26 protein-coding genes, 1 tRNA gene and 1 riboswitch are annotated in these 25,491 nt (G+C 68.3%); of the genes, 17 read left to right on the forward strand and 10 right to left on the reverse strand.

The annotated features are described in order from the left end of the window. Positions 1–129: 129 nt before the first annotated feature. From C9J49_RS03295 to C9J49_RS03310, 5 genes are all read right to left on the reverse strand, one after another. Positions 130–477, reverse strand: a complete 348-nt coding sequence (locus C9J49_RS03295) for a MarR family winged helix-turn-helix transcriptional regulator (RefSeq protein ID WP_107181192.1) — start codon at positions 475–477, stop codon at positions 130–132. A 129-nt stretch (positions 478–606) separates the two neighbouring features. Beyond that, positions 607–1,218: a hypothetical protein gene (locus tag C9J49_RS16900; protein WP_146612963.1), complete on the reverse strand. Its 612-nt coding sequence runs from the start codon at positions 1,216–1,218 to the stop codon at positions 607–609. A 36-nt stretch (positions 1,219–1,254) separates the two neighbouring features. Beyond that, on the reverse strand, positions 1,255–2,580 hold the full coding sequence (locus C9J49_RS03300; protein WP_107181193.1) for a tyrosine-type recombinase/integrase: 1,326 nt from the start codon (positions 2,578–2,580) through the stop codon (positions 1,255–1,257). Positions 2,581–2,745: 165 nt separating this feature from the next. Then, positions 2,746–2,819 (reverse strand) — tRNA-Gly (locus C9J49_RS03305). Between the two features lie 282 nt (positions 2,820–3,101). Next, positions 3,102–3,509, reverse strand: a complete 408-nt coding sequence (locus C9J49_RS03310; protein WP_035595521.1) for a CBS domain-containing protein — start codon at positions 3,507–3,509, stop codon at positions 3,102–3,104. Between the two features lie 251 nt (positions 3,510–3,760). On the opposite strand from C9J49_RS03310, the gene C9J49_RS03315 reads away from it, so the two are divergent. The 8 genes from C9J49_RS03315 to C9J49_RS03350 all read left to right on the forward strand — a co-directional run bounded on the left by C9J49_RS03315 (position 3,761) and on the right by C9J49_RS03350 (position 10,497). After that, positions 3,761–4,315, forward strand: a complete 555-nt coding sequence (locus C9J49_RS03315) for a YqaE/Pmp3 family membrane protein (protein ID WP_107181194.1) — start codon at positions 3,761–3,763, stop codon at positions 4,313–4,315. Between the two features lie 68 nt (positions 4,316–4,383). Beyond that, the gene (locus tag C9J49_RS03320; RefSeq protein ID WP_046079872.1) at positions 4,384–5,253 is read left to right on the forward strand and encodes a carboxylate/amino acid/amine transporter; all 870 of its coding nucleotides are present in this window, start codon (positions 4,384–4,386) and stop codon (positions 5,251–5,253) included. A gap of 65 nt (positions 5,254–5,318) precedes the next feature. Continuing rightward, the gene (locus tag C9J49_RS03325) at positions 5,319–6,230 is read left to right on the forward strand and encodes an NAD(+) kinase (protein WP_046079871.1); all 912 of its coding nucleotides are present in this window, start codon (positions 5,319–5,321) and stop codon (positions 6,228–6,230) included. A 16-nt stretch (positions 6,231–6,246) separates the two neighbouring features. Next, the gene (locus tag C9J49_RS03330; RefSeq protein ID WP_107181238.1) at positions 6,247–7,233 is read left to right on the forward strand and encodes a metallophosphoesterase; all 987 of its coding nucleotides are present in this window, start codon (positions 6,247–6,249) and stop codon (positions 7,231–7,233) included. Between the two features lie 174 nt (positions 7,234–7,407). Then, positions 7,408–8,268, forward strand: coding sequence for a rhomboid family intramembrane serine protease (locus C9J49_RS03335; RefSeq protein WP_107181195.1), 861 nt, complete (start codon positions 7,408–7,410; stop codon positions 8,266–8,268). A gap of 63 nt (positions 8,269–8,331) precedes the next feature. Continuing rightward, on the forward strand, positions 8,332–8,616 hold the full coding sequence (locus C9J49_RS03340) for a YeaC family protein (RefSeq protein WP_046079869.1): 285 nt from the start codon (positions 8,332–8,334) through the stop codon (positions 8,614–8,616). 31 nt (positions 8,617–8,647) lie between these two features. Beyond that, a complete protein-coding gene (locus C9J49_RS03345) occupies positions 8,648–9,439 on the forward strand; it encodes a DUF2797 domain-containing protein (protein WP_107181239.1) in 792 nt (263 codons plus the stop codon). Positions 9,440–9,489: 50 nt separating this feature from the next. Continuing rightward, positions 9,490–10,497, forward strand: coding sequence for a zinc-dependent alcohol dehydrogenase family protein (locus tag C9J49_RS03350; RefSeq protein ID WP_220084842.1), 1,008 nt, complete (start codon positions 9,490–9,492; stop codon positions 10,495–10,497). Positions 10,498–10,555: 58 nt separating this feature from the next. On the opposite strand, the gene C9J49_RS03355 is transcribed toward C9J49_RS03350, so the two are convergent. Together C9J49_RS03355 and C9J49_RS03360 are read right to left on the reverse strand one after the other, a co-directional pair. Then, a complete protein-coding gene (locus C9J49_RS03355; RefSeq protein ID WP_107181196.1) occupies positions 10,556–12,046 on the reverse strand; it encodes a CoA-acylating methylmalonate-semialdehyde dehydrogenase in 1,491 nt (496 codons plus the stop codon). Between the two features lie 48 nt (positions 12,047–12,094). Then, on the reverse strand, positions 12,095–13,438 hold the full coding sequence (locus C9J49_RS03360) for an aspartate aminotransferase family protein (protein WP_107181197.1): 1,344 nt from the start codon (positions 13,436–13,438) through the stop codon (positions 12,095–12,097). A gap of 201 nt (positions 13,439–13,639) precedes the next feature. Here C9J49_RS03360 and C9J49_RS03365 point away from each other — a divergent pair, with 201 nt between their 5' ends. Continuing rightward, the gene (locus C9J49_RS03365; protein WP_107181198.1) at positions 13,640–14,596 is read left to right on the forward strand and encodes a LysR family transcriptional regulator; all 957 of its coding nucleotides are present in this window, start codon (positions 13,640–13,642) and stop codon (positions 14,594–14,596) included. On the opposite strand, the gene C9J49_RS03370 is transcribed toward C9J49_RS03365, so the two are convergent. The 3 genes from C9J49_RS03370 to C9J49_RS03380 form a co-directional block, all read right to left on the reverse strand. Beyond that, the gene (locus C9J49_RS03370) at positions 14,593–15,663 is read right to left on the reverse strand and encodes a PA0069 family radical SAM protein (protein WP_107181199.1); all 1,071 of its coding nucleotides are present in this window, start codon (positions 15,661–15,663) and stop codon (positions 14,593–14,595) included. The two genes, C9J49_RS03365 and C9J49_RS03370, sit on opposite strands and share 4 nt — an antisense overlap. A 67-nt stretch (positions 15,664–15,730) precedes the next feature. Beyond that, positions 15,731–16,162, reverse strand: coding sequence for a hypothetical protein (locus tag C9J49_RS03375; protein WP_107181200.1), 432 nt, complete (start codon positions 16,160–16,162; stop codon positions 15,731–15,733). A 9-nt stretch (positions 16,163–16,171) separates the two neighbouring features. Then, on the reverse strand, positions 16,172–17,497 hold the full coding sequence (locus C9J49_RS03380; protein ID WP_107181201.1) for a sulfite oxidase: 1,326 nt from the start codon (positions 17,495–17,497) through the stop codon (positions 16,172–16,174). Between the two features lie 215 nt (positions 17,498–17,712). On the opposite strand from C9J49_RS03380, the gene cobT reads away from it, so the two are divergent. The 8 genes from cobT (at position 17,713) to C9J49_RS03420 (ending at position 25,458) form a co-directional block, all read left to right on the forward strand. Continuing rightward, a complete protein-coding gene (cobT, locus tag C9J49_RS03385; RefSeq protein ID WP_107181241.1) occupies positions 17,713–18,765 on the forward strand; it encodes a nicotinate-nucleotide--dimethylbenzimidazole phosphoribosyltransferase in 1,053 nt (350 codons plus the stop codon). Then, a complete protein-coding gene (gene cbiB, locus C9J49_RS03390) occupies positions 18,762–19,742 on the forward strand; it encodes an adenosylcobinamide-phosphate synthase CbiB (RefSeq protein ID WP_107181202.1) in 981 nt (326 codons plus the stop codon). The genes cobT and cbiB overlap by 4 nt, the downstream gene beginning before the upstream one ends. Continuing rightward, positions 19,739–20,857: a threonine-phosphate decarboxylase CobD gene (gene cobD / locus C9J49_RS03395; protein ID WP_107181203.1), complete on the forward strand. Its 1,119-nt coding sequence runs from the start codon at positions 19,739–19,741 to the stop codon at positions 20,855–20,857. Before cbiB ends, cobD begins: the two co-directional genes overlap by 4 nt. After that, entirely contained in the window at positions 20,854–21,396 is a 543-nt protein-coding gene (locus C9J49_RS03400; RefSeq protein WP_035592557.1) for a bifunctional adenosylcobinamide kinase/adenosylcobinamide-phosphate guanylyltransferase, read from the forward strand. The genes cobD and C9J49_RS03400 overlap by 4 nt, the downstream gene beginning before the upstream one ends. Beyond that, positions 21,393–22,151 (forward strand): adenosylcobinamide-GDP ribazoletransferase, encoded by a 759-nt coding sequence (gene cobS / locus C9J49_RS03405; RefSeq protein ID WP_046079861.1) that lies wholly within the window; start codon positions 21,393–21,395, stop codon positions 22,149–22,151. Before C9J49_RS03400 ends, cobS begins: the two co-directional genes overlap by 4 nt. Next, positions 22,103–22,741 carry a histidine phosphatase family protein gene (locus C9J49_RS03410; protein WP_035592532.1) on the forward strand — a complete coding sequence of 213 codons (639 nt, stop codon included), beginning with the start codon at positions 22,103–22,105 and terminating at the stop codon, positions 22,739–22,741. Before cobS ends, C9J49_RS03410 begins: the two co-directional genes overlap by 49 nt. Then, positions 22,693–23,115, forward strand: a complete 423-nt coding sequence (locus C9J49_RS03415) for a bifunctional adenosylcobinamide kinase/adenosylcobinamide-phosphate guanylyltransferase (RefSeq protein ID WP_107181205.1) — start codon at positions 22,693–22,695, stop codon at positions 23,113–23,115. Before C9J49_RS03410 ends, C9J49_RS03415 begins: the two co-directional genes overlap by 49 nt. A 248-nt stretch (positions 23,116–23,363) precedes the next feature. Next, positions 23,364–23,530, forward strand: a riboswitch (cobalamin riboswitch). Positions 23,531–23,619: 89 nt separating this feature from the next. Next, positions 23,620–25,458 (forward strand): TonB-dependent receptor domain-containing protein, encoded by a 1,839-nt coding sequence (locus tag C9J49_RS03420; protein WP_107181206.1) that lies wholly within the window; start codon positions 23,620–23,622, stop codon positions 25,456–25,458. Positions 25,459–25,491: the final 33 nt, after the last annotated feature.

A 25,491-nucleotide genomic window follows, 5' to 3' on the forward strand; every position in this document is an offset into this window, starting at 1 on the left:
ATAGACCGTTGTTTACGTGCCGACTTTTCAGACAGAACCTAGGGAGGGGAGGTATGGGCAAGATGCCCAAGAAGGGATGAGGCTATGAGCGGGCTCACTGCTCCGAGAATCCCGCTCGGCCTACCGTGCTCAGCTCATCAAGCCAGCAAGACGCTCGGCCAACTCTTCACCCTTCGACGTCAGGTGGACGAGCTTACGGCGGCGCTCGTGCGGGTCGATCTCTGACATGACCAGATCAAGCCCAGGTTCTTCCGCCGTCTTCCACTCGGACATGATGGTGACGTTGCGGGACACTTTCGCTTGACGTTGGCCGGAGAGGTCTTGCAACTCCCGCATGGTGATACCGGGGTTCATGGCGATCAACACGAAGAGCTGGGCGGTTTCAATCTGCATGTCGCTGTGGACCTCGCGGAGGGCTTGGACGAGCTGGAAGACCCTCTGCATGGACATCTTCTTGTAGGTCGGGGCTTCGGTCATGTGTGCTCCTTTCGCAGGTGAGGCGTTCATGCGCGTATGGAGCCAGAGGTCACCACGCTTGGCAATGCTCGGTCAGGAAAGGTGCTTGCCTTGATACCAATCTACGAGACGGTGCCGCCGTAGCTGCAACTAGATTGGGTTAGAAGCAAGAGGGACACTTTCTGTCAACATGCCGATTATAATCCATCCGAACGCGACAAGCATTAGCCGTGATGAAGATACCTGCTCTTCTTGCTGCTCCTTTTGATGAGAGCCAAACTGAGGGAGGAGGTCTTTGAGTACTTTTTCTCCTACAGCGGAGGTTCTTTCATCAAGGGCTTTAAGGTAGGTGCGGTCACTGTTGATTGCGTTAGTGAGGGCTTTTAGTTGATGGTTCACTGCTTGCCAGTCCGTTATGTCTACTTCTTTGAATTCCAGCTTAGACGTGTCAACAACATGTGGCCTAAGTGTTAATATCGTACCTGCTGGAATGAATCTTTTCTTTTTCCTTCGAAAGAGGGGGAAGTCCTTAAAGTAATCAATGGCCTGTCTGGCAGGAGATGAGTCGCTGTGACGGATGTAAGACTGGATGACTACGATGATTGAGAGAGTGGCCCCTAGAAGCTGCAAGAAGAAGCCTGACATCTTGTATGGTTGTTCGATATCGAAGTTGAAGGAAATCATAAAGGCTGCCGTCGTGACAAGAGCGAAAAGATAAAACTCTTCTCCTCTCTTTAACCAATCGCGCATCCTTGGTGACATATCGGTCTCCATTAGAAAGTGGATTGCTGATGCTGCTTAGTGAAGCGCCTCAAGATGAATGCTTTCGACAGCCTTTAGGCGAGTCCGATAAGTCGGGCCCCGGTTGTAGACCTTATTCGCGGTAGTGAGTCCTCGCTCATGCCCCGTGATCCAGACGATGATTTCTTCACGCTGACCCGCATCGCCCATAATTGTGATAGCGGTAGTCCTGAAGGAATGAAAGCCGAGCTTGCGGTCGCCCCGCTCGATGACCTGCTTCGACAGGCGGGCGAACCACTGCGAGAACTTCGGCCCCTTCTTGCCGTCGCGTCGTGTGGATGCCTCAGCTTCGGGGAACAGGTACACGGCCCCGGCTGATTTCGCCTGTTCGAGCTGGGTCAGCACTGATGCCTTGATCTCGGAGTGGAGCGGGACTTCCCGTGTGGCGTTTTGGTTCTTCCCCTCGCGGATCGCCAGGCACCAGATGCCTTGACGCTGGATGATGTCCGTCACCTTCACCGAGCACAGCTCATCAAGCCGAGCGCCAGTGTAGAAGCCCAGGCGCGGGAGTAGGTAGTAGATGCCCTTGTTCCCTGCCGTGGCCTCGAAGATGGCCGCCACGTCCTCGCGGTTGAACTGGTCGTAGCTGCGAACGGTGGCCTTGGGCTTGAGTTGGTGGCCCTTGAATGGATTGCCGTTCGGTAGCTCCTCTTCCATCGAGTATTCGGCGTGGTGCCAGAGCGCCGACAGCCCGGACAGGTAGTTGGCCACGGTCTGCTTCGTCTTGCCCTCGCCGAGCATCGAGGTGATAAAGCCCTTGACCTGTCGACGGTCGAGGGAAACCAGGGTTACGTCATCCTCGCCCAGGTACGCCAGCAACCGCTCCATGGCCAGCTCATTCTTCGAGCGTGTCGAGGACTTCCGCTCCACCAACGGCGACGCCTTCCAGTCCTCCAGGGATGCTCTCAGGGTCAGGCGGTAGCGGGTCGGTGTGTCCCCCTGGTAGAAGCTCCGAAGCGCATCCTGCTCGATCTCAGGCAGCTTCTCGGGGTCCATCGTGTCGATCAGGCTGACAGGTTGGCTCGAGTCGCCGCTGATGATGGAGTCCTCTGCTTCCCTGAACTGGTCGCGGGACTGGAGGAACATCCGCCGTTGCTGGACCTGACTGGCTTCGCCCTTGAGCTGGGCCTCAAGGTCGCTCAGGTCGGCGAGCACTCGGTCGCGTACCCGACAGGCTTCATCGAGGTCGCCGGTCTGGGTGCTCTGATTGAGCATCTTCTTGCCGAGGTGCTTGGCGAGGATCGGGGAGAGGCGCTTGTTGATAAACCAGACGTTTCCACGCTGGCGAAGGCTTCGGGTGTCGGTGGGCTTGCCCCTGGCCATGAATCCCCCTGATGGTGCTGGTGATCGCGGGCAGACAGATCAGTCAGTTACCGAGGGTAGCACTGGAGCGGGGATCAAGTGTAGCCACTTCTGTAGCCATTACCGTAGCACCTAACCCCATGAAAGGCGGGAAAAATCTTGATGATCAGGAGGTTAGGGTAGGTCTGGAGCGGGTGAAGGGAATCGAACCCTCGTCTTAAGCTTGGGAAGCTTCTGCTCTACCATTGAGCTACACCCGCGAGGCGATTTCGATACTATCGCCAATGGCTTAACGCTGACAACCCCGGTCGTCAGCGGGCACCGGATAGGGAGCGTGGAATTTTTTCGTCGCCGTCTGAACTTTTCCTGCCAAGACTGTCAGAACAGGTGCAGACAACAGTAGCGATGGCAGTCGCTAGCACTGTTGATCTAGCTTGCGATTCGATCCTTGACCGCCTCATCACCGATGAGGCGGTTTTTTTATGTCCGCAAACGACGACACCCGGCTGCGCCGGGTGTCGGAAGCGAGGAGCGGTGAAGGGTCAGGAGTGGCGCATGCGCAGGATGGCGCTGAGCACGTCGCGCCGGGTCACGATGCCGACCAGGCGCCCCTGTTCGGTGACCGGGTAGATCTTGGGCTTGGCGCCCAGCATCTCCTGGGCCAGGTCGGTGATGCTCTTGGACGGGGCCACGGACAGCACCTCGTTGCGCATCAGTTCGCTGACCAGCGGCGGCTCGTCGTCGAGGTAGGCGCTCTCCAGCAGCTTGCCGAGCACGTCCTGCTCGGAGATGAAGCCGATCAGCTGGTCGCGCTCGTCGACCACCGGCGCCCCGGGCAGCCGGTGCAGGGCCAAGCCCTGGGCCAGGGTGGTGGCCGACGTCTTGCCGGTGACCCGATAGCAGTCGCGCGACATGATCTCGCGTACGATGGTGGGAGCCTTGCTGGGCATGGCGGTTCTCCTCGTCCCGGTGGAACCTCGTGCCTGGTGGCCCGGCCCGGGCGCACGTCCCTTGTGATGGTTGCGTGCTGCGCCCGTCGGTCGGCCGGAGACCGCGGCGTGTCTCGCGTTCATCATAGTCGACTCACGGCGCGCCGCCTGCCGACCGCCACCAACGGTTGCTGCCCCGCCGGGAACTGGCCCCTTGAGACACCGTTCCAATGAGGCACAATGCCGCCACCGACGAGTGATGGAGTTTCACCATGGATGCCCGTGAATACCTGGCCCGCAAGGGGCTGGACGGAGAGCGTGACCGCGAGCGCCCCAATACCCTGGAAGAGAAGGCCTGGGAACGCGCCCGTGAATCCGGAGACCATCGTCCCCGGGCGGGCACCCCTCACGACTGGGAGGACTGGGAGCGCTATCACGACGAACTCGCCGAGGGCGCCGACGAGCTGACGCAGAAGATTGATCACGAGGCCCATCGTCAGGCCCTGGAGCATGAGTCGGCGCCCGCGCGGCCGGCGGCCGCCGAGGTCGGACAGTGGACGCCGGAGGCGCCATCCACGGCCTCGAGCGAGCCCGCCCGGCCGGACGCGGAACCGGCCACGCCGCCGGCCGTCGAGTCAGCCCCGGCCGGCCGCGCCGAGCCCTTCGCCGCCCTGGTGGCACTGGCGGTGCTGCTGCCGCCGCTGGCGATGGGGCTGGCCGGCGGCGGCTCGCGCCGCGTGTGGATCGCCCTGGGGCTGACGCTGCTGGGCTGGCTACCCGGGGTGGCCTACGTGCTGCATGCCCTGCGGCAACGCCGCCGGGGCTGAGCCGCTTGGCAGGCGGGATGCCGCCGGTATAATCCTCGACGCCTTGCTTTTCCAAACGGAGTGGAACCTTGGGCTATCTCGTCGGCATCACCGTCCTCTGGGCGTTCTCGTTCTCGCTGATCGGCGTCTACCTGGCCGGTCAGGTAGACAGCTACTTCTCGGTGATGACCCGCATCGTGCTGGCGGCCCTGCTGTTCCTGCCGCTGCTGCGGCCGCGCCTGCTGCGCGGTGGCCAGCGCCTGGCGCTGATGGGGCTCGGCGCCGTGCAGCTCGGCGTGATGTACATCTTCTTCTACCAGTCCTTCCTGCTGCTCTCGGTGCCCGAGGTGCTGCTGTTCACGGTGCTCACGCCGCTCTACATCACCCTGCTCGACGACCTGATGTTCAAGCGCTTCTCGCCGTTCCACCTGCTGACCGCCGGGCTGGCGGTGCTGGGGGCGGCGGTGATCCGCTATCGCGGCCTGGATGGTGACTACTGGCTCGGTTTCCTGGTGGTCCAGGGCGCCAACTTCTGCTTCGCCCTGGGCCAGGTCGGCTATCGTCGTCTCTCGGCCGGGTTGCCCGCCGATCTGCCCCGCCTGTCCGTGTTCGGCTGGTTCTACCTCGGCGCCGTGGCCGTGGCCGTGCCGGCCTTCCTGTGGTGGGGCGATGCCTCGGCGTTGCCCGCCACGCCGCTGCAGTGGGGCGTGCTGGCCTGGCTCGGACTGGTGGCCTCGGGCGTGGGCTACTTCCTGTGGAACCTCGGCGCGACCAAGGTCGATGCGGGCGCGCTGGCGGTCATGAACAACGCCCTGGTGCCGGCGGGCCTGCTGGTCAACCTGTTGATCTGGAACCGTGACGCCGACCTGCCTCGCCTGGCGCTGGGCGGGGCCATCATCCTGGCCTCGCTGCTGGTCAACGACTGGTGGCAGCGCCGCCGCGCGCCGCGTGCCGCCTGAGCGGCGGTTTGCCCGGCCGGGAGCCAATCGCCATAATGAGCCGTCGCGAAGCGAAGGACCCGCTCATGCCCGCTGCCAACAACAATGTCGTCAAGCATCAGGCCTTCAGGAATATCGGCCTGATCGGCCGCCTGGGTAGCGCCAAGGTGGTCGAGACCCTCAAGCGGCTCAGCCGCTTCCTCGACGATGCCGGCTACCACGTCATCCTCGAGGATCGCACCGCCACGGTGCTGCTCGGCCACGGCCATCCCGAGGCCAGCCGCCGCCGGCTGGGCGAGCTGTGCGATCTGGTGATTGTGGTCGGCGGCGACGGCAGCCTGCTCGGCGCCGCCCGCACCCTGTGTCATAGCGGCACCCTGGTGCTGGGCGTCAACCGCGGCCGGCTGGGCTTTCTCACCGATATCTCGCCCGACGAACTCGAGGAGCGCGTCGGCGAGGTGCTGGCCGGCCAGTATGAGCTCGAGGAACGCTTCCTGCTCGACGCCGAGCTCTACCGCGACGGCGAGCGGGTCGGCGACGGCGATGCCCTGAACGAGGTGGTGCTGCATCCCGGCAAGGCGGTGCGCATGATCGAGTTCGAGCTGTTCATCGACGACCAGTTCGTGCACAGCCAGCGCAGCGATGGCCTGATCGTCGCCACGCCGACCGGTTCCACGGCCTATGCGCTGTCCGGCGGCGGGCCGATCATGCATCCGCGGCTGGACGTCATCACCCTGGTGCCGATGTTCCCGCATACCCTGTCGAGTCGTCCGATCGCCATCGACGCCGCCAGCGAGATCCGCATTCACATCGGCGAGACCAATCAGACCTATCCGCACATCAGCTGCGATGGCCAGACGCGTGCGGTGGCCAAACCCGACGACGTGCTGGTGATCCGTCGCAAGCCGGAGCGCGTGCAGCTCGTCCACCCCGTGGGGCACAATTTCTACGAGGTCCTGCGCAGCAAGCTGGGCTGGAGCAACCGCCTGGGAGACTGAGGTGAGCAGAGCGCCCCTGGAAGGCTACGACCTGATCGGCGACGTGCACGGCTGCGGCGCGACGCTGGCGGCCCTGCTCGAACGCCTCGGCTATCATCAGCGTGGCGGCGTCTATCGCCATCCGCGACGCAAGGTGATCTTCCTCGGCGACCTGATCGACCGCGGCCCGCGTATCCGCCTCGCCGTGACCATCGCCCGGCGCATGGTGGAGGAGGGCGAGGCGCTGATCGTGATGGGCAATCACGAGATCAACGCCCTGGCCTATCACCATCGTGCCCCCGCCGAGCTGGGCCGCGAATGGCTGCGCGAGCACACGCCGCGTCATAACCGCATCGTCCGCGAGACCCTCGAGCAGTACCGCGATCATCCCCAGGAGTGGGACGAGACGCTGGCCTGGTTCCTCGACATCCCGCTGTTCCTGGAGCTCGACGGCCTGCGAGTGGTGCATGCCTGCTGGGATCAGTCACGAATCGACGAGCTGCGCGCCTCGCGCCCGGACGGTCGCATTGATCTCGATTTCCTGACCGCCGCCGTGCGTCACGGCACCCGCGAGTTCGAGATCCTCGACCGGCTGACCCGCGGCAGCCACATCACGCTGCCCGAGGGCGTGCAGATCCAGTCCGGCGACGGTTTCACCCGACGCAGCTTCCGCGCCCACTTCTGGGCGCATCGGCCCCGGACCTGGGGCGACGTGGTGTTCCAGCCCGACAATCTGCCGGGCGACCTGGAGCTGCGACCGCTCAGTGCGGCCGAGGCGGAACGGCTGACGTACTACGGCCCCGACGAGCCGCCGCTGTTCATCGGCCACTACTGGTGCGAGGGCATTCCGGCCCTGCCGGCTCCCAACATTGCCTGCCTGGACTACAGCGCGGTGAAGTTCGGCCGATTGGTGGCCTATCGCTGGAACGGCGAGGCGCGCCTCGATGCCGACCGCTTCGTGTGGGTCCGTGTGCCCCGGGAAGAGCAGGCCCGGCCGCAGCCCTGGGAAATCGATTTCGACTGATACAAAACGTTACCTAACTACCGCTCAATGTTGCGAACTTGCCGCATGCGGGGCCGTCAGAGTAAGTGTTCCCTTGAACGATCCCTTGCTCTTGTCCGGCGGCCCCTTCCGCCGGACTTTTTCTTTGCGTGTCCGGCCGGCGCGGTTCGCCCCCGATTCCCCCGAGGAGACGCCATGCATCGGGTGATGCTGCTGCCCCGTGACACCGATACCCGCGAGCTGCGAAAGGCCCTATGGGCCGAGCGCATCGGTCACTTCTTCACCGACGAGGAGGAGGGCCAGGTGCTGTGGCTGGTCGATCCTCAGCAGCGCGATGCCATGCAGCGTCTGGTGATGCGCTGGCAGCGGGGGGAGCCGCTGAGGCCCGAGGGCGGCAGGGCGCGTCGCCTGCATGGCGCCGCTGGCAGGGTGGCCTGGTTGGCGCCGTTCCGCCAGGCGCCGGTGACCGCGGCTGCCATGGCGCTGTGCCTGGCGGTGTTCGCGGTGATGAGCGTGCTCGGCGACCTGGTGACCGCCGCCCTGACCATCGTGCCGGTGGGCGTGGCGGGGGGCCAGCTGGTCTTCGGCGACCTGGGCGAAACGTTGGCCTCCGGGCAGGTATGGCGCCTGCTGTCGCCGGCTTTCCTGCACTTCGGCTGGATGCATCTGGTCTTCAACATGCTGTGGCTTTGGTACTTCGGCCGCCAGGTCGAAGCCTTCCATGGCCGCGGGCGCATGCTGACGCTGCTGCTGGCCGCGGGCATCGGCGGCAACCTGGCCCAGTATGCCACCGGCACGGTGCTGTTCGGCGGCATGTCGGGCGTCGACTTCGCACTGCTCGGTTACGTCTGGCTGATGTCGCGCCGGCGCCCGGGCGACGGCTTCTTCGTGCCCCAGATGCTGGTGGTGTTCATGCTCGGCTGGATGGTCTTCACCATGACCGACGTGGCCGAGCTGTTCGGCTTCGGCAACGTGGCCAACGAGGCGCACCTGGGCGGGCTGGTCGTGGGTTTGATGATCGGCTGGTATCATTCCCGCCACGTCCAGCGACACTGACCACCGGCTCCGCATGCCGGCGACCCGTCGCGTACCGACCCGTTTCTTCCGAGAGAGTCCGCCATGAGCGATATGACCTTCGAGCGCATGATCCAGCAGATGACGCCGGCCATCTACGAGAGCCTCAAGCAGTCGGTGGCCCTGCGCAAGTGGCCCGACGGCCGCTTCCTGACGGCCGAGCAGACCGAGCTTTGCCTCGAGGCGGTGATGCGTTACGAGGCCGAGAACAACGTGCCCGCCGAGGAGCGCGTCGGCTATCTGGAGCGTCGTACCTGCGGCGCCGACAGCAGCGGTGCCGGCGTGTCTCCTCAGCAGGCCGGTCTCGGCCGGGACGTCGGCCGTGACTGATGCCGTCGCCCTGACGGGCTGTCTGATCAAGATGTCGGTCGAGCCGGGCGCCCCGGCGCGCTACACCCTGCGCGCCGGCGACGAGCGCCTCGACCTCAATGCCCGGCTGGGTCAGCCGCTGCGGCTGACCTGGACCGGCGCCATCGCCTGCACCCACTGCGGGCGGGCGACGAAGAAGAGCTTCGGCCAGGGCCATTGCTATCCCTGCTTCAAGAAGCTCGCCCAGTGCGACAGCTGCATCATGAAGCCCGAGCAGTGCCACTACTTCCAGGGCACCTGCCGCGAACCGGCGTGGGGCGAGACCCACTGCTTCCGGCCCCACGTGGTCTACCTGGCCAACGCCTCCGGGCTCAAGGTCGGTATCACCCGTGATACCCAGGTGCCGACCCGCTGGCTCGACCAGGGCGCCGTCCAGGCGCTGCCGATCCTCGAGGTCGATACCCGTCAGCAGTCCGGTTTCGTCGAGGTGCTGTTCAAGGACGAGGTCTCGGATCGCACCAACTGGCGCGCCATGCTCAAGGGCGAGGCCACGGAGCTGGATCTGCCCGGCGAGCGCGACCGCCTGCTCGAACGCCTCGCGCCGGGGCTGCTCGAGCTGCGCGAGCGCTTCGGCCATGACGCCATCCGCGAGGTTGACGCCGCGCCCTGGGCCTTCGAGTACCCGGTGCTCGAGCATCCCACCAAGGTGGTCTCCCACAACTTCGACAAGCAGCCCGAGGTGGCCGGCACCCTGCTCGGCATCAAGGGCCAGTACCTGATCCTCGACAGCGGCGTGATCAACCTGCGCAAGTTCACCGGCTACGAGATCCGGGTCGAAGCTTGAGTCCGTAAGCTCGACTATGCTCGGGACGTGAACCGCACGAGGAGCGTCCCATGAGCGAGATGCGTGCCATGCGCCTGCACGCCGCCCACCAGCCGCTGCGCCTCGAACGCGTGCCGATTCCCGAGCCCGGCCCCGGCGAGGTGCGGGTCCGGGTGCTGGCCTGCGGGGTGTGCCGCACCGACCTGCACGTGGTCGATGGTGAGCTCGTTGAGCCCCGCCTGCCGCTGGTGCCCGGCCACGAGATCGTCGGCGAGGTGGATGCGCTGGGGGAGGGCGTCGCTGGGCCCGAGACAGGGCTTGAAAGAGGCCAGCGGGTCGGCGTGCCCTGGCTGGGGAAGACCTGCGGCGAGTGCGAACCCTGCCGGGCCGGGCGCGAGAACCTCTGCGAGTGCGCCGAATTCACCGGCTACACCCGCGACGGCGGCTACGCCGAGTACTGCGTGGCCGACGCCCGCTACTGCTTCGCGCTCGACGTCGACGATGCCCAGGCCGCCGCGCCGCTGCTGTGCGCGGGGCTGATCGGCTATCGCACCTGGCGGCTGGCCGGCGGCGACGTACCTCGGCGGCTGGGCCTCTACGGCTTCGGCGCCGCGGCGCACATCCTCGCCCAGCTGGCGCGCTCCCGCGGCCAGACCCTCTACGCCTTCACCCGCCCCGGCGACACCGAGGCCCAGGCCTTCGCCCGGCGCCTCGGTGCCGCTTGGGCGGGCGGCAGCGACCAGGCCCCGCCCGAGCCGCTGGACGCCGCCCTGCTGTTCGCCCCGGTGGGCGAGCTGGTGCCGATCGCGCTCTCCCACGTGCGTCCCGGCGGCACGGTGGTCTCCGGCGGCATCCACATGAGCGACATCCCGTCGTTTCCCTACCGGCTGCTGTGGGAGGAGCGCAGCCTCAGGTCGGTGGCCAATCTCACCCGTCGCGACGGCGACGAGTTCCTCGCGCTGGCGCCGCAGGTGCCGATCCGCACCGAGACCGTCGCCTATCCGCTGGAAGACGCCAACCGCGCCCTCGACGATCTGCGCGCCGGGCGCCTGTCCGGCGCCGCCGTGCTGGTGCCCTGAGGCACAAAAGCCGAACCGGGCGGCCCGGTTCGGCGTCTTGCGGGATGGCTCAGGCCGTTCAGGAGGGGAAGGAGAACTGCGCCCCCTCGCGAACGCCGGTCGACGGCCAGCGCTGGGTGACGGTCTTGCGCCTGGTGTAGAAGCGCACGGCGTCCGGGCCGTAGGCGCTGAGGTCGCCGAACAGCGAGCGCTTCCAGCCGCCGAAGCTGTGATAGGAGACCGGCACCGGCAGCGGCACGTTGATGCCGACCATGCCGACCTGGATGCGGTCGCTGAAGTAGCGGGCCGCCTCGCCGTCGCGGGTGTAGATGCAGGTGCCGTTGCCGTATTCGTGCTCGTCGATCAGCCGCATGGCCTCTTCCATGGAGCCGGCGCGGACCACCAGCAGCACCGGGCCGAAGATCTCTTCGAGGTAGCAGGTCATGTCGGGCGTCACGCGGTCGATCAGGGTGCCGCCGACGAAGAAGCCGTTCTCGTGCCCCGGCACCTGCACGCCGCGGCCGTCGACGACGATCTCGGCGCCCTGCTGCTGGGCGCTCTCGATGTAGCCGCAGACCTTCTCCTGGTGGGCCCGGGTGATCACCGGGCCGAAGTCGTTGTCGGCGTCATGGAAGGGGCCGACCTTCAGGGTCTTCATCTGCGCCTGCATCTTGTCGATCAGCGCGTCGGCGGCCTCGTCGCCGACGGCCACGGCCACCGACAGCGCCATGCAGCGCTCGCCGGAGGAGCCGAAGGCGGCGCCGGTCAGCGAGTTGACCACGTTGTCCATGTCGGCGTCGGGCATCACGATGGCATGGTTCTTGGCCCCGCCCAGCGCCTGGCAGCGCTTGCCGTTGGCGCTGGCGCGGGCATAGATGGTCTCCGCGATCGGCGTTGAGCCGACGAAGCTGACGGCCTGGACGCGGCTGTCGTCGAGCAGGGTGTCGACGGCTTCCTTGTCGCCGTTGACCACGTTGAGCACCCCGGGCGGCAATCCGGCTTCCAGGGCCAGCTCGGCGATGTAGAGGGTCGAGCTAGGGTCACGCTCGGAGGGTTTGAGGACGAAGGTGTTGCCGCAGGCGATGGCCGCCGGATACATCCACAGCGGCACCATGGCCGGGAAGTTGAACGGCGTGATGCCGGCGACCACGCCCAGGGGCTGGAACTCGCTCCAGGAGTCGATGCCGGGGCCGGTGTTCTTGCTGTACTCGCCCTTGAGCAGCTCCGGGGCGCCGCAGGCGTACTCGATGTTCTCGATGCCGCGCTGCAGTTCGCCCCGGGCGTCGTGGACGATCTTGCCGTGTTCCTGGCCGATCAGACGGCAGATTTCGTCGGCGTGCTGCTCGAGCAGCGCCTTGAAGCGATACATGATGCGCGCGCGCTTCGCGGGCGGAGTGTCGCGCCAGGCCGGGAAGGCGTCCTGGGCGGCGGCAATGGCCTGTTCGACGGTGGCCTTGCCGGCCAGGGCGACCTGGCCGCCGACCTCGCCGGTGGAAGGGTCGTAGACGTCCTGGGTGCGCGTCGCGTCGTCGACGCGCGCGCCGTTGATCAGATGGCCAACCGTGCTCATGGAGATTCCTCTCAAAATGTCTTGTGGTGAAAAGTCGTGGTGGCGATGTCAGTCGAGTTCGTTGATGGCGTCGCCAAGGACATTGATCAGCCGGTCGATCTCTTCCCGCTCGACGGAGAACGGCAGGCCGAGCTGGATGGTGTCGCCGCCGTAGCGGACATAGACGCCCTTCTCCCAGCACTTCATGGCGATCTGGTAGGGGCGCAGGGCCGGCTCGCCAGGCGACGGTGCGATCTGCAGGGCGCCGGCCAGCCCGTAGTTGCGAATATCGCTGATGTAGCGCGTCCCCTGCAGGCCGTGCAGGTTGGCTTCGAAGACCGGTGCCATCTCGCGCACGCGATCGATCAGACGATCCTGCTCGAGCACGTCCAGGGCCGCGAGTGCCGCGGCACAGGCCACCGGGTGGCCGGAATAGGTGTAGCCGTGGGGCAGTTCGAGCATGTAGTCGGGGCCGCCCTGTTCCATGAAGGTGTGGTAGATCTCGCGCTGCACGATCACCCCGCCCATCGGCACCGCGCCGTTGGTCAGCTGCTTGGCGACGTTCATGATGTCCGGCACCACGCCGAAGGCCTCGGCGCCCGTCATCGCGCCCATGCGGCCGAAGCCCGTGATCACCTCGTCGAAGATCAGCAGGATGTCGTGGGCGTCGCAGATCTCGCGCAGCCGCTGGAGATAGCCTACCGGTGGTGGAATCACCCCGGCGGAGCCGGCCATGGGCTCGACGATCACCGCGGCGATGTTGGAGGCATCGTGCAGCGCGATCAGTTCCAGCAGATCGTCGGCCCGCTCGGCGCCGCGCTCGGGCATGCCACGGGTGAAGGCGTTCTCCGGCAGCAGGGTGTGGGGCAGGTGGTCGGCATCCACGCCCTGGCCGAACAGGCTGCGGTTGGCGCCGATGCCGCCCAGGCTGAAGCCGCCGAAGTTGACCCCATGATAGCCCTTGGCGCGGCCGATCAGCTTGGTCTTGGTCGGCTGGCCCTTCTTGCGCCAGTAGGCGCGGGCGATCTTCAGCGAGGTGTCGGCACTCTCGGAACCGGAACCGGTGAAGAACACGTGGTCGAGCCCGTCGGGCGTCAGCTCTCGCAGGCGATGCGCCAGCTCGAAGGCCTTGGGATGGCCGTATTGAAAGGCCGGGGCATAGTCGAGCTCGGCGAGCTGGCGCGATACCGTCTCGGTGATCTCCGGGCGGCAGTGGCCGGCGCCGCAGGTCCAGAGGCCGGAGAGGCCATCGAAGATCTGACGCCCCTCGGCATCGGTGAAGTAGTGGCCCTTGGCGCCGGTGATGATGCGCGGATCGCGCTTGAACTGGCGATTGCCGGTGTAGGGCATCCAGTAGGCATCCAGCTGTTCCGGGCTCAGGCCCGCACCGCGTGACGGGTCTCGATCCGACATGGGCTCCCTCTCTTGTTGATCTGTGACGGGCTGGTCTGTTCTGGGTGTGGCTGTTCGGATGGAACGCTCTGATGTCGACGTTAGGCCGTGCTATCGATCAGTTAAACCCATGACGTATTACCTTCATGAAAGCATCTGGTTAACTTTGTGGTCGGGCGGCGCTATGCTCGATGTCTCCGCCATGAACACGGGAATACCGCCATGTCGCAGCACAAGCCGGCCTTCACGGGGCAGCCCAGCGATGCCGATCTTCGCCTGCTGCGGATCTATCGCAAGGTCGTCGAATGCGGCGGCTTCTCCGCCGCCGAGGTGGAGCTGAACATCAGCCGCGCGGCGATCAGCATGGCGATGAACGATCTCGAGACGCGGCTCGGGCTGCGCCTGTGCCAGCGGGGGCGAAGCGGCTTCGCCCTGACCGACGAGGGCAGCGAGGTCTATGAGGCCACCCTGCAGCTGCAGGCTGCGGTGGAAGGATTTCGCACCCGGGTCAACGGCCTGCATGCCCGGCTCAAGGGCGAGCTCAACATCGGCATCACCGACAATCTGGTGACCATGCCCGAGATGCATATCACCCACGCGCTCAGCGCCCTCAAGGCGCGCGGCGACGAGGTGCGCATCAACATCCGCATGATGCCGCCCAGCGACATCGAGCTGGCAGTGCTGGACGGTCGCCTGCATACCGGCGTGGTGCCGGCCTTGAAGACCCTGCCGGGGCTCGAGTATCGCTCGCTCTACGAGGAGGCCTCACGGCTCTACTGCGCCGAGGGCCATCCGCTGTTCGATGTCGCCGACGTGATGGAGCACCAGCTGGTGGAGTGCGATGCGGTGCTGCCCGCCTATGCCCAGGCGCCGGAGATCAAGGCGCTCCATGAATCCCTGCGCGCCTCGGCTTCGGCCACCGACCGGGAGGGTATCGCCTTCCTGATCCTTTCCGGCCGCTATGTCGGCTATCTGCCGACCCACTATGCCGAGCGCTGGGTGCGTGACGGCCGGATGCGAGCCCTGAATCCGGCGAGCCGGCAGTACCTGACCCGCTACAGCGCCATCACCCGCAAGGGCTCGCCGCCCAACCTGGTGCTGGAGAGCTACCTTGAAGAGCTGAATAGACAGATCGAAGGCGAGGGGCGGCCTAGTCAAAAAGCCGAGGGGCGGGCCTAGTCGAACAGGTCGCCCTGGCGGCGCGGCGGTCGGAAGGCCTCGGTATCCAGCGCCGGCAGGCCGGGGAAATCGAGCCGCCGGTAAGCTTGGCGAAAGCGCTGATCGAGCAGGTCGGCGAACACGCCCTGGCCGCGCATGCGATGGCCGAAGCGGGCGTCGTAGTCCTGGCCGCCGCGGCACTGGCGGATCAGGCTCATCACCTTGGCGGCCCGATCGGGATAGTGCTGGGCCAGCCAGTCCTCGAACAGCGGCGCCACCTCCCTGGGCAGGCGCAGCAGCATCCAGCGAGCATCCATCGCGCCGGCGTTCCTCGCGGCGTCCAGCAGTCGCTCCAGTTCGTGATCGGTCAGCCCCGGAATCACCGGCGAGACCAGCACGCCCGTCGGCACCCCGGCGCCACTCAGCGTTTCGATCATCTTCAGGCGCGTCGCCGGGGCGGCGGTGCGGGGCTCCAGGGTGCGCTTCAGGTCGGCGTCCAGGCTGGTCAGGCTGACCAGCACCCGTACCAACCGCCGCTTGGCCAGTTCGGCGAGCAGGTCGCGATCGCGCAGCAACAGCGCGCCCTTGGTCACCAGGGTGACGGGATGGCGGCAGTCGAGCAGGAAGGCCAGCAGCCGACGGGTGGTGCCGCGTTCGGCCTCGAGGGGCTGGTAGGCATCGGTGTTGCCGGCCAGGTTGATCGGGCGGCATTCGTAGCCGGGGCGGGCCAACTCCTCTTCCAGGCGCTCGACCAGGCCGTGCCGGGCGATCAGCCGGGTCTCGAAGTCGAGCCCGGGAGAGAGATCCCAGTAGGCGTGGCTGGGGCGCGCATAGCAGTAGATACAGCCGTGCTCGCAGCCGCGGTAGGGATTCAGCGAACGGTCGAAGGGCAGGTCCGGCGAGCGGTTCCAGGCCAGCGCGCTGCGGGCCTGCTCCTCGGTGACCCGGGTGGCCAGCCGCTCGGGCACGGCCTCCTGCCACCAGCCGTCGTCGACCGCTTCCACCCGCGTGGGGGCGAAGCGGTTGTCGGGATCGAAGGTGGCGCCGCGGCCCTTGCGGGCCACGGCGTTCGAGGGTGACGTCGCCATGCGGGCTTCCTTTTTCTGTCTATACATACAGTATAGCGGCGATGGCGACGTCGTTCAGCCCGCTGTCCTAGCCGGAAGCCGATCCGCTCTCCGCCGGGCGTGAGTAGGGATTGTCCGGCATCAGCTGGCGTGGCAGCGGCGCGCGTCGGGCGTCTTCCTTGGGGCCGTAGTGCTCGGCCAGATAGTCGAGGATGGTGGCCTCCATCTCGGGCTGGAATGGCCACAGTCCCTGGGTGTCCTGCATCCAGCGGATCAGGTGCTCCCAGTGGTTGCGCGAGCCACTGTTCTGGGTGATCAGCCTGGCGGAGTGGCACACCGTGCAGTTGGCCTTGACCACCTGCCAGCCCTCGGCCTGGACCAGGCCGCTGTCCGGATCGGTGGCCGGTGCGTCGTCCTGGGCCCAAGCCCCTTGAAAAGAGCCTCCCTGAAAGAAGACCCCGATGGACAGCAGCAGCGCCGCGGCCAGCGCCGGATGCCGACGGGAGTTCGTGCGTGTCATGGCATCCCCCTAGGCCACCTGAACGGCGATGCGGTGGCAGGCGTTGTTGAGATAGCCCTTGGGATTCCAGCCCGGCACGACCATGGGCTGCGCGCGTCCCTGGCTGTCGGTGGCCTTGGCCCAGACCTCGTAGTAGCCGGGCTCGGGGAAGTCCAGGGCGCTGGTCCAGCGCTGCCAGGCCAGGCGGTTGGGCGCGGCGCTGAGCTCGGCCGGCTGCCAGGTGGCGCCGAAGTCGATCGAGACGTGGACCGCCTCGACCGCCAGGTCGCCGGCCCAGGCGTGGCCGCGCACCGTCAGCGGCTCGCCCAGCGCGTGGGTGATGCCGGACTTCGGAAAGGTCACCAGCGACTTCACCGGCATCGACTGGATGGTCTCGAAGTCCTCCAGCGGCACGTCGGTGCCGGGCGCGACCGGGTGCTTGGGCACGCTGTAGGAGGGCGCCCCCATCTTGGTGCCGTCGTGCTTGCGGTTGCGGATCACGATGCGCTCGAGCCACTTGCCCGACACCGAGCCGGGCCAGCCGCCGCATACCAGGCGCAGCGGATGCCCGTTCAGGTAGGGGATGTCGGCATCGTTCATCGCCCAGGCGATCAGCGACTCGTCCTCCAGCGCCTTCTCCATCGGCACCCCGCGGGAGATGGGATCGCGATTCGGATCGCCGCTGGCATGGGCGTCGGCGCCGTAGTAGCCGACATAGACGGCGTCGTCGGCAATGCCGCAGGCCTCCAGCACGTCGCGCAGCCGCACGCCGGTGAAGCGTGGGCAGGCCACCGCGCCGGTGGTCCACTGGTTGCCGCTGGCCGCGGGCACATATTCGCTGCGGCCGTTGCCACCGCATTCCACCTGCAGCTGGTAGGTGTGATGCGCGAAGCGCTCCTTGAGCTCGGCGATGGAGAAGGTCATGGGCGTCACGCAGGATTCCCCGGCGACCTCCAGCCGCCAGGCGGCGACGTCGATGGCATCCATCGCCGGCGGAATGCCGTTGTTGCGCACGAACATGCGCTCGGCGGGGGTGACGTCGTCGTCGAGCAGGTGGGCCGGCGTCTCGGCGTTGATCGGCCGATCGTTGAGCACCGTCAGGCCCTCCTTGCCCTGCAGCGTGAAGGGCGCGTCGCTCTGGGCCAGGGCGGCGGGAATCAGCCCGCCGGGCATGCGATCGGCGAAGGGGATCTGGGCGTTCACCGCGGCGGCCATCGCCAGCAGGCTGGAGCGCTTGAGAAAACCGCGCCGGGTGACGGGGTCGACGTCGCGATCCCAGAGCAGCCGGTCGGCCCGTTGCGGGTCTTCGGCGTAGAGCTCATGCAGGCCGCGGGTGCGGGGAAGCTTCCTGGTCATGTCGCTGACTCCTGAAGCGCCCGGCGGGCGGCGCAGCCGTCGCGGGCCGGGCTGATGTCGTGAGCTGTTGTTATGAAGGCGCGTGATGAGGGCGTGTCGGGCACGCTCGCTGTCACGGTCTGGCCTTGATCAGCTTAGGCCCGCGGAGTCAGGTCTGCCTCTGGTAGAATGCCCGCCTCGCCAAGGACGCCCGGAGACGCCCAGTGACCGATGCCATGCCGCCCATTCCCGCGCCCGATACCGCCTGTGCCGGGCGCGTGGCCCGCTATCTCGACACCCTGACCAAACCCCCCGGCAGCCTCGGCCGCCTGGAGTCCCTGGCGGTGAGCCTGGCTGCGATCACCGGCGAGGATTTCCCGCGGGTCGGCCCGCCCGCGGTGGTGGTGTTCGCCGCCGACCACGGCGTGGCGGCGGAGGGCGTCTCGGCCTTTCCCCAGGCGGTCACGGCCCAGATGGTGGCCAACTTCGTCGCCGGCGGCGCGGCCATCAACGCCTTCGCCCGCCGCATCGATGCCCGGCTGGAGGTGGTCGACGTGGGCGTGGCCAATGCGCTGCCCGCCGAGGGCGTCGTCCATGAACGCATCCGCCCCGGCACCGGCAACCTGGCCCGCGAGGACGCCATGAGCCGCGACGAGGCGCTGTCCGCCATCGCTGTCGGTCGTCGCGCCGCCGAACGGGCCGCGGCGGCGGGCTGCCGCTGTTTGATCGCCGGCGAGATGGGCATCGCCAACACCACCGCCAGCAGCGCCATGCTGGCGGCGCTGACCGGCGTGCTCGTCGCCGAGCTGGTCGGCCCGGGCACCGGCGTGGCCGGCGAGGCGCTGGCCCACAAGCGCGCGGTGATCGAGGCGGCGCTTTCCGCCCACGCGGCCGATCCCGCCGACCCGCTGGACGTGCTGGCGAAGCTCGGCGGGCTCGAGATCGCCGCCATGGTCGGGGCCTACCTGGAAGCGGCGGCGAGGCGCCTGCCGATCCTCGTCGACGGCTTCATCGCCACCGTGGCCGCGCTGACCGCCTGCCGGCTCGATTCGGCGCTGCGCCCCTACCTGGTCTTCGGCCATCGCTCCCACGAGCCTGGCCATGCCCATGCCCTGGCGGCGCTCGACGCCGAGCCGCTGCTGGCCATGGAGCTGCGCCTGGGCGAGGGCAGCGGCGCGGCCCTGGCCTTCCCGCTGCTCGAGGCGGCCACGGCGATGCTCGCCGAGATGGCCACCTTCGACGCCGCCGGCGTCGACGACCGCAGCGAGCACGAGGAGCCTCGAGCATGACGCTGGACCCGCTGTCCTGGGAACTGCTGGCGCTGGTCGGTGTTGCGCTGGCCATCGACCTCGCGCTGGGCGACCCGGCCTGGCTGCCGCATCCGGTGGTCGGCATCGGTCGGGCGATCGCCAGGCTCGAGCGCGCCTGGAACCACGGCCGCGCCGAGGCACGCCGTCGGCGCGGCGTATGGTTGGCGGTGGCGGTGCCCGCCGGCACCTGGGCGCTGGCCTGGGGCCTGCTGACGATGCTGGCCTGGCTGTCGCCGGCGCTGTCGCTGGCCGCCGAGCTCGCCCTGCTGGCCACCGCCTTCGCCACCCGCGGGCTCGCCGAGGCGGCCCGGGCGGTGGCCGAGCCGCTCAAGCGCGGCGATCTGCCGGCGGCACGCCGCGCGCTGGGCGGGATCGTCGGCCGCGATACCGAAACCCTCGACGAGTCGGGCCTGGCCCGTGGCGCGGTGGAGACCGTGGCCGAGAACACCGTGGACGGCATCACCGCCCCGCTGTGCTGGGCGCTGATCGGCGGGGCGCCGCTGGCGCTGGCCTACAAGGCGGTCAACACGCTGGATTCCATGGTCGGCTACCGCAGTCCACGCTACGAGGACTTCGGCCGCGCCTCGGCGCGTCTGGACGACGCCGTCAACTGGGTGCCGGCGCGGCTCACGGCTCTGGCCATGTGGCTGGCCGCTCGGCTCGTCGTCGGCGGCCGCACGCAGGGGGCCATGGCCGCCACCCGCCGCGAGGCGCCGCGGCACCCGAGCCCCAACGCCGGCTGGCCCGAGGCCATGGTGGCGCACCTGCTGGGCGTGCAGCTCGGCGGGCTCAACCACTACGACGGTCGCCCCTCGCATCGCGCCGTCCTCGGCCGCGCGCTGGAGCCGCTGAGCGTGTCCCATATCGAGCGCGCCATCCATCATATGCACGGCGGCTGGATCGGCGTGCTGGCGCTGCTGGCGCCGCTGGTGCTGCTGCGGGAGTGGCTGGCATGACGGCACACGCAGGACCGGATGCGAACAGCACACCGGGCTGGCCCGCCCACGGCGGGCGCATCGCGCCGCTGCTGGCGCGCCATGGCCTGCCGGCCGACCACCCGGTGATCGATTTCAGCGCCAACCTCAACCCTCTTGGACCGCCGCCCTGGCTCGGCGATTGGATGAGTGAGCCGCTGGGCGGTGCCGCGTCGCTGGCCCGCTATCCGGACCCGGACGACGATCGGGCGCGCCGGGCCATCGCCGCCAACGACGGCGTGGCGCCGGCGCGGGTGCTGGTCACCAACGGCGGCATCGAGGCGATCCATCTCGCCGCCGCCCGGCATGCCGGCGGCCGGGCGCTGGTGATCGAGCCGACCTTCTGCGAGTACGCCCTGGCCTGCGCTCGGCACGGTCTTTCCGTCGAGCGGCTGGGACTGGCGATGCCCGAGTTCCGGCTCGATCTCGACGCCGCCGAGGCCGCCCTGGCCGGCGTCGACGTGGCCTTCCTGTGCCGGCCCAACAACCCCAGCGGCACCCTGGTGCCCCGCGCCGACGTCGAGCGCCTGCTGGCCCGGGCCGACCAGACCGGTACCACCCTGGTGGTGGACGAGGCCTTCGTCGACTTCACCGAGCATGAAGAACGGCTGACGCCGCTGCTCGAGCGTTCACCGAACCTGCTGCTGCTGCGCTCGCTGACCAAGCTGTTCGACGTGCCGGGGCTTCGGCTCGGCTACCTGCTCGGCGCCCCCGAGGCCGTCGCGCGGCTGGCCGATTTGCAGATGCCGTGGAGCGTCAACGCCCTGGCCCTGGGGCTGGCGGCGCCGCTGCTCGCCGACGAGGACTATCTGGCCCGCACCCGGGCCTGGCTCGCCGCCGAGCGCGATCTTCCCGAGCGTGCGCGCGCGCTGGGCTACACGGTGCCGGAGACCCACGCCAACTTCCTGCTGCTGCGCGGCGGAGAGGACGCCGAGGACGCGGGGGCGCTGTTCGCCTTCCTTCTCGAGCGCGGCCTCCTGGCCCGCCATACCCACGGCTTCCCCGGTCTCGACGGCGCCTGGCTGCGCCTGGCGCTGCGCGGCCGCGACGACAATGTCCGGTTGCTCGAGGCCCTGGCGGCATGGCGGCGGCCATGATCGCCTTCGTCTCCGGCGGGGCGCGCTCCGGCAAGAGCGGCGTGGCCGAGGCGCTGGTCGACGAGTGGCAGTCGGCCCGCGGCGGCGCGCGCTTCTATCTCGCCACTGCCACCGCTCGGGCCGGCGACGACGAGATGGCCGCCCGCATCGCTCGCCACCGTCGCGAGCGCGGCGACGGCTGGCTGACCCTGGAGCCGCCGCTGGCCTTCGCCGAGGCGCTCGCCGCGATGCCCCCGGGCAGCACGGTGCTGCTCGACTGCCTGACCCTGTGGGCCAGCCGGGTGATGTTCGAGGCCGGGCTCTCGCAGGCCGAGGGCCGGGCGATGCTGGCGGCCGGGCTCGACGAGGCCCGCCGCCGCGACCTCGCCCTGGTGGTGGTCTCCAACGACCTCAACGAGGAACTGCCGCCCCGCGACGCCCTGGTGTGGCGCTATCTGGCCTTCCTGCAGGCCCTGCATCGCGATCTGGCCGCGGCCTCGAATCGCGTGATCGAGGTGGTGGCGGGCCGCGCCATCGACTGGAAAGGAGGCGATTCATGAAGGACGCGGGCTTCGGCGTGCTGCTGGCCATCCAGTTCCTGACCCGGCTGCCGGTGACGCTTGCCTGCCCCTGGACGCCGGCCACCCGGCGCTGGGCGGCGCGGGCCTATCCGCTGGTGGGTGCGCTGGTGGGGGTGATCGTGGCCGCCGCCGGCACGCTGCTCGAGGGCCTGCTGCCTCTGCCGCTGCTGACGCTTTTGCTGCTCAGCCTGTGGGTGGCGCTGACCGGCGGGCTGCACCTCGACGGCCTGATGGACCTGGCCGACGCGCTCGGCAGCAACGCTCCGCTCGAGAAGCGCTGGGCGATCATGAAGGACCCGCAGGTCGGCAGTTTCGGCATGCTGGCGCTGGTCTTCCAGCTGGCCTGGAAGGCGGCACTGCTGTGGGCGCTGCTGGCGGCCGGGGCGAGCCCCTGGTGGCTGGTGCCGGTGGTGGCGCTGGGCCGGCTGGCCGCGGTCGGCCTGCTGGTGAGCCAGCCCGCCGCCCGCGCCGAGGGCCTGGCCCACGCCTGGCAGCAGAGTCTCGGTCGGCGCGACCTGGTGCTGGCCGCGCTGCCGGCGCTGGCGTGTCTGGTTTTCGTGCCCGGGCTGGCTTGGCTGCTGGTCGGCCTGGCGGGCTTCGTCATCATCTACGGCCGGGCGGTGCGCCGGGCCTTCGGCGGCATCAATGGCGACATCGTCGGCGCCGCCATCGAGGGAGGAGAACTATGGCTGCTGCTGATCGCCTGGAGCTGGTGGTCGTTCGTCATGGCCTGACGAGCTGGAACCGTGAGCGCCGCTACCAGGGCCATCGCGACATTCCGCTGCTGCTGCCGGACGCCGAGGCGGACCTCGACAGGCTGCGCGAGGCGCTGGCCGACGTCGCCTTCGACGCCGTGCACTGCAGCGACCTGACCCGCTGCCGCCAGACCCTGGCCCACGTGCTGGAAGGTCGGGAAAGCGGCGCACCGCGCCTCGATGCCCGGCTACGCGAGCTGGCCTTCGGCGACTACGAGGGGCGGACCTGGGCCGAGCTCAAGGACGATCCCGACTATCGTGCCTGGGTCGACAGCCAGGGGCGGCTGGCCACGCCCGGCGGCGAGTCCGCCGACGATCTGTGGGCGCGGCTTTCGGCCTGGCTCGAGGAGGTGATGGCCGAGGCGCGGAAGGCGGGCCATCGCCGCGTGCTGGCGGTCAGCCATGGCGGCGCCATTCGCGAGCTGCGTCGGCGTCTGGAAGACGCGGACTTCTGGGACGGCGTGGTCGGCCAGGCCCAGGGGCGGCGTTTCACGTTCACATTCGAGGAGGACGGCTGGTCATGCAGCTCTTCATCGGCGGTGCCTGCGCCGGCAAGCGCGATCTCGTAGCGGCGCGCTTCCCCGACGCCGGCTGGGCTCGGATCGACGAGCTGGGGCTCGACGGCCGCGAGCATGACCTGCGCCCGGGCGCGGTGCGGGTGCTGACCGGCTGGACGCGCTGGCTGGAAAACGCGCTGGCCACGGAGCCCGACGATGACCGGCTGCGCGCGCGGCTGGTCGCGTCGCTCGACGCGCTGAAAGAGGCCGAGCGGGAGGCGAGGGGAGAGATCGTGCTGATCCTGCCCGAGATGGGCCGCGGCATCGTGCCCATGGACGCGGCGGACCGACGCCTGCGCGATCTGGCCGGCTGGCTGGCACAGGATGCCGCCGCCCGCGCCGAATCGGTCTGGTATGTGCGCCATGGGTTGGCGCGGAGATTGTGAGGGCCTTGCTCCGGCCCCAGAGACATCACTCGGGGCTTTCCCGGCGACAGGTCTCTGAGGGGCGCTGTGAACCCATCCCGGGGCGCTACTTTTGCCATCCATGGCAAAAACCCCCTCTACGACCTGTCCCCGGCGCCCCTCACCTCGTGCCAACATCTCCATGCCGCGTTGACGCCCCGGTAGGCGATTGCTAGCTTACGCCGCACTCTCGGGTGACCCGCCAGTCTGTCCTGTCGGCAGGCGCAACAGGCCCCGACAAGAAGGGCGAGGGTAAACGGGAAGTCGGTGATCCAGTCCGACGCTGCCCCCGCAACGGTGATCGAGTCACGCACCGCCACATGCCACTGTGCCACGCACGGGAAGGCGGCGGTGTGGAGGCGCACAGGCGCCTCGCTCGTCAGCCCGGAGACCGGCCCGAGAGCCAGCGCCGCAATGGGCGAGACAGCCCGCGGCTGGATAAAAACCGATACGCCGTGCGGGTGAGCACGGTGAGCAAGGACTCCCATGAACAAGCCCTATCCCTCCCGCGGCCTGGCGTTTGCCCTGGCCGCGCTGCCGCTGGCCGTCCAGGCCCAGGGCGAGGCCGCCGATGACGCCGCCGCCGAGACCCTCAACCCGCTGGTGGTGACCGCCGCTCTGGCGCCGCGCACCGCCGACGAGAGCCTGGCCTCGGTCACCGTGATCGACGAGGACCAGCTGCGCCGTCAGGACCCGACGGACATTACCGATGCGCTGCGCGCCCAGCCCGGCGTCGACGTGACCTCCAGCGGCGGCTTCGGCAAGACCACCAGCGTCTACCTGCGTGGCACCGGCAGCGAGTCCACGCCGCTGATGATCGACGGTATCCGGCTGCGCTCCGCCACCGCTGGCGGCCCGGCCTGGCAGTTTCTCGAGCCGCGCATGTTCGAGCGCGTCGAGATCGTGCGTGGCCCCCGCGGCAGCCTCTACGGCGCCGACGCCGTGGGCGGCGTGGTCCAGCTGTTCACCCCCGAGGGCGAGGGCGAGCCGGCCCCGCGCATCACGCTCGGCGGCGGCAGCTTCGATACCCGCCGTGCCAGTGCCTCGCTGTCCGGCAGCGAGGGGGGCACCCGCTACTATGTGGCCGCCAGCCGACTGGAGAGCGACGGCTACGAGATCGTCGACGGCGAGGGCGACAAGGGCTACGACAACACCACCGGTCTGATGCGCCTCTCGCACACCTTCGCCGGCGGCGCCGAGCTGGGCGTGCTGGCGCTGCGGGCGCGCGGCAATACCGAGTTCGATGCCTTCGGCACTCCCGCCGATACCGATTACGTGCAGCAGGTGGCCGGCGTCTACGGCGAGCTGCCGATCACCGAGACCTGGTCCAGCCGCCTGACGCTGAGCGAGGCGAGGGACAAGCAGGCAACGCCGCTGTATGGCAGTGTCTTCGATACCCAGGCGCAGACGGCACGCTGGGAAAATACCCTGGACCTGGGGCCGCACCAGCTGGTCGTCGGCGGAGAATACCGTGAGGAAGAGGTCAACGACAGCGAGACCGGAAGCGGGGCTTTTTCGGTGGAGAGTCGCGACAACACGGCCGTCTTTACCCAGGCGCTGATGGATTTCTCGCCGCTGACCGTCCAGGCCTCGCTGCGCCACGACGACAACGAGGCCTACGGCGAGGAGACGACCGGCAGCCTGGCGCTGGGTGTCGCCCTCGACGATATCCATACCCTGCGGGCCAGCTATGGCACCGCCTTCCGCGCGCCGACGTTCAACGACCTCTACTATCCGTTCGATGGCTTCTTCGTAGGCAATCCGGATCTCGACCCGGAAACCTCGGAGACCTATGAGCTGGGCATCCGGGGCCAGCTCGGCCGCGGATTCTGGGACCTGGCGGTCTACCAGAGCGACATCGACGACCTGATCACCAATGTCGACAGCGACGGCGATGGCTTCGTCGATACCACGGACAACGTCGACCGGGCCCGGATTCGCGGCGTGGAAGTCGCCACCGGCGCCGACGTTGAGGACTGGACGCTGCGCGCCGCCCTGACCTACGTCGACCCCGAGAACCGCGAGACCGGCAAGCGTCTGCAGCATCGTGCCTCGCGCAGCCTGCGCTTCGACGCCGACCGCGCGCTGGGCGACTGGACGCTGGGCGGCTCGGTGATCGCCCAGGACCATCGCTATGCGGATGAGGCCAACGAACAGCGCCTCGGCGGCTTCGCCACCCTCGACCTGCGCGCCGGCTGGAATTTCGCCCCGGGCTGGTCGACGCGCCTGACGCTGGAGAACCTGCTCGACAAGCAGTACCAGACGGTCGGTGGCTACAACAGCCCGGGCCGCGCGGCCTTTGTCAGCGTGAGCTTCGGCGGCTGATGCCGATCCGGCGACACCCGGCGCGGTGGGCCG

Source organism: Halomonas sp. SL1 (genome assembly GCF_003030865.2).
GTDB lineage: Bacteria > Pseudomonadota > Gammaproteobacteria > Pseudomonadales > Halomonadaceae > Halomonas > Halomonas halophila.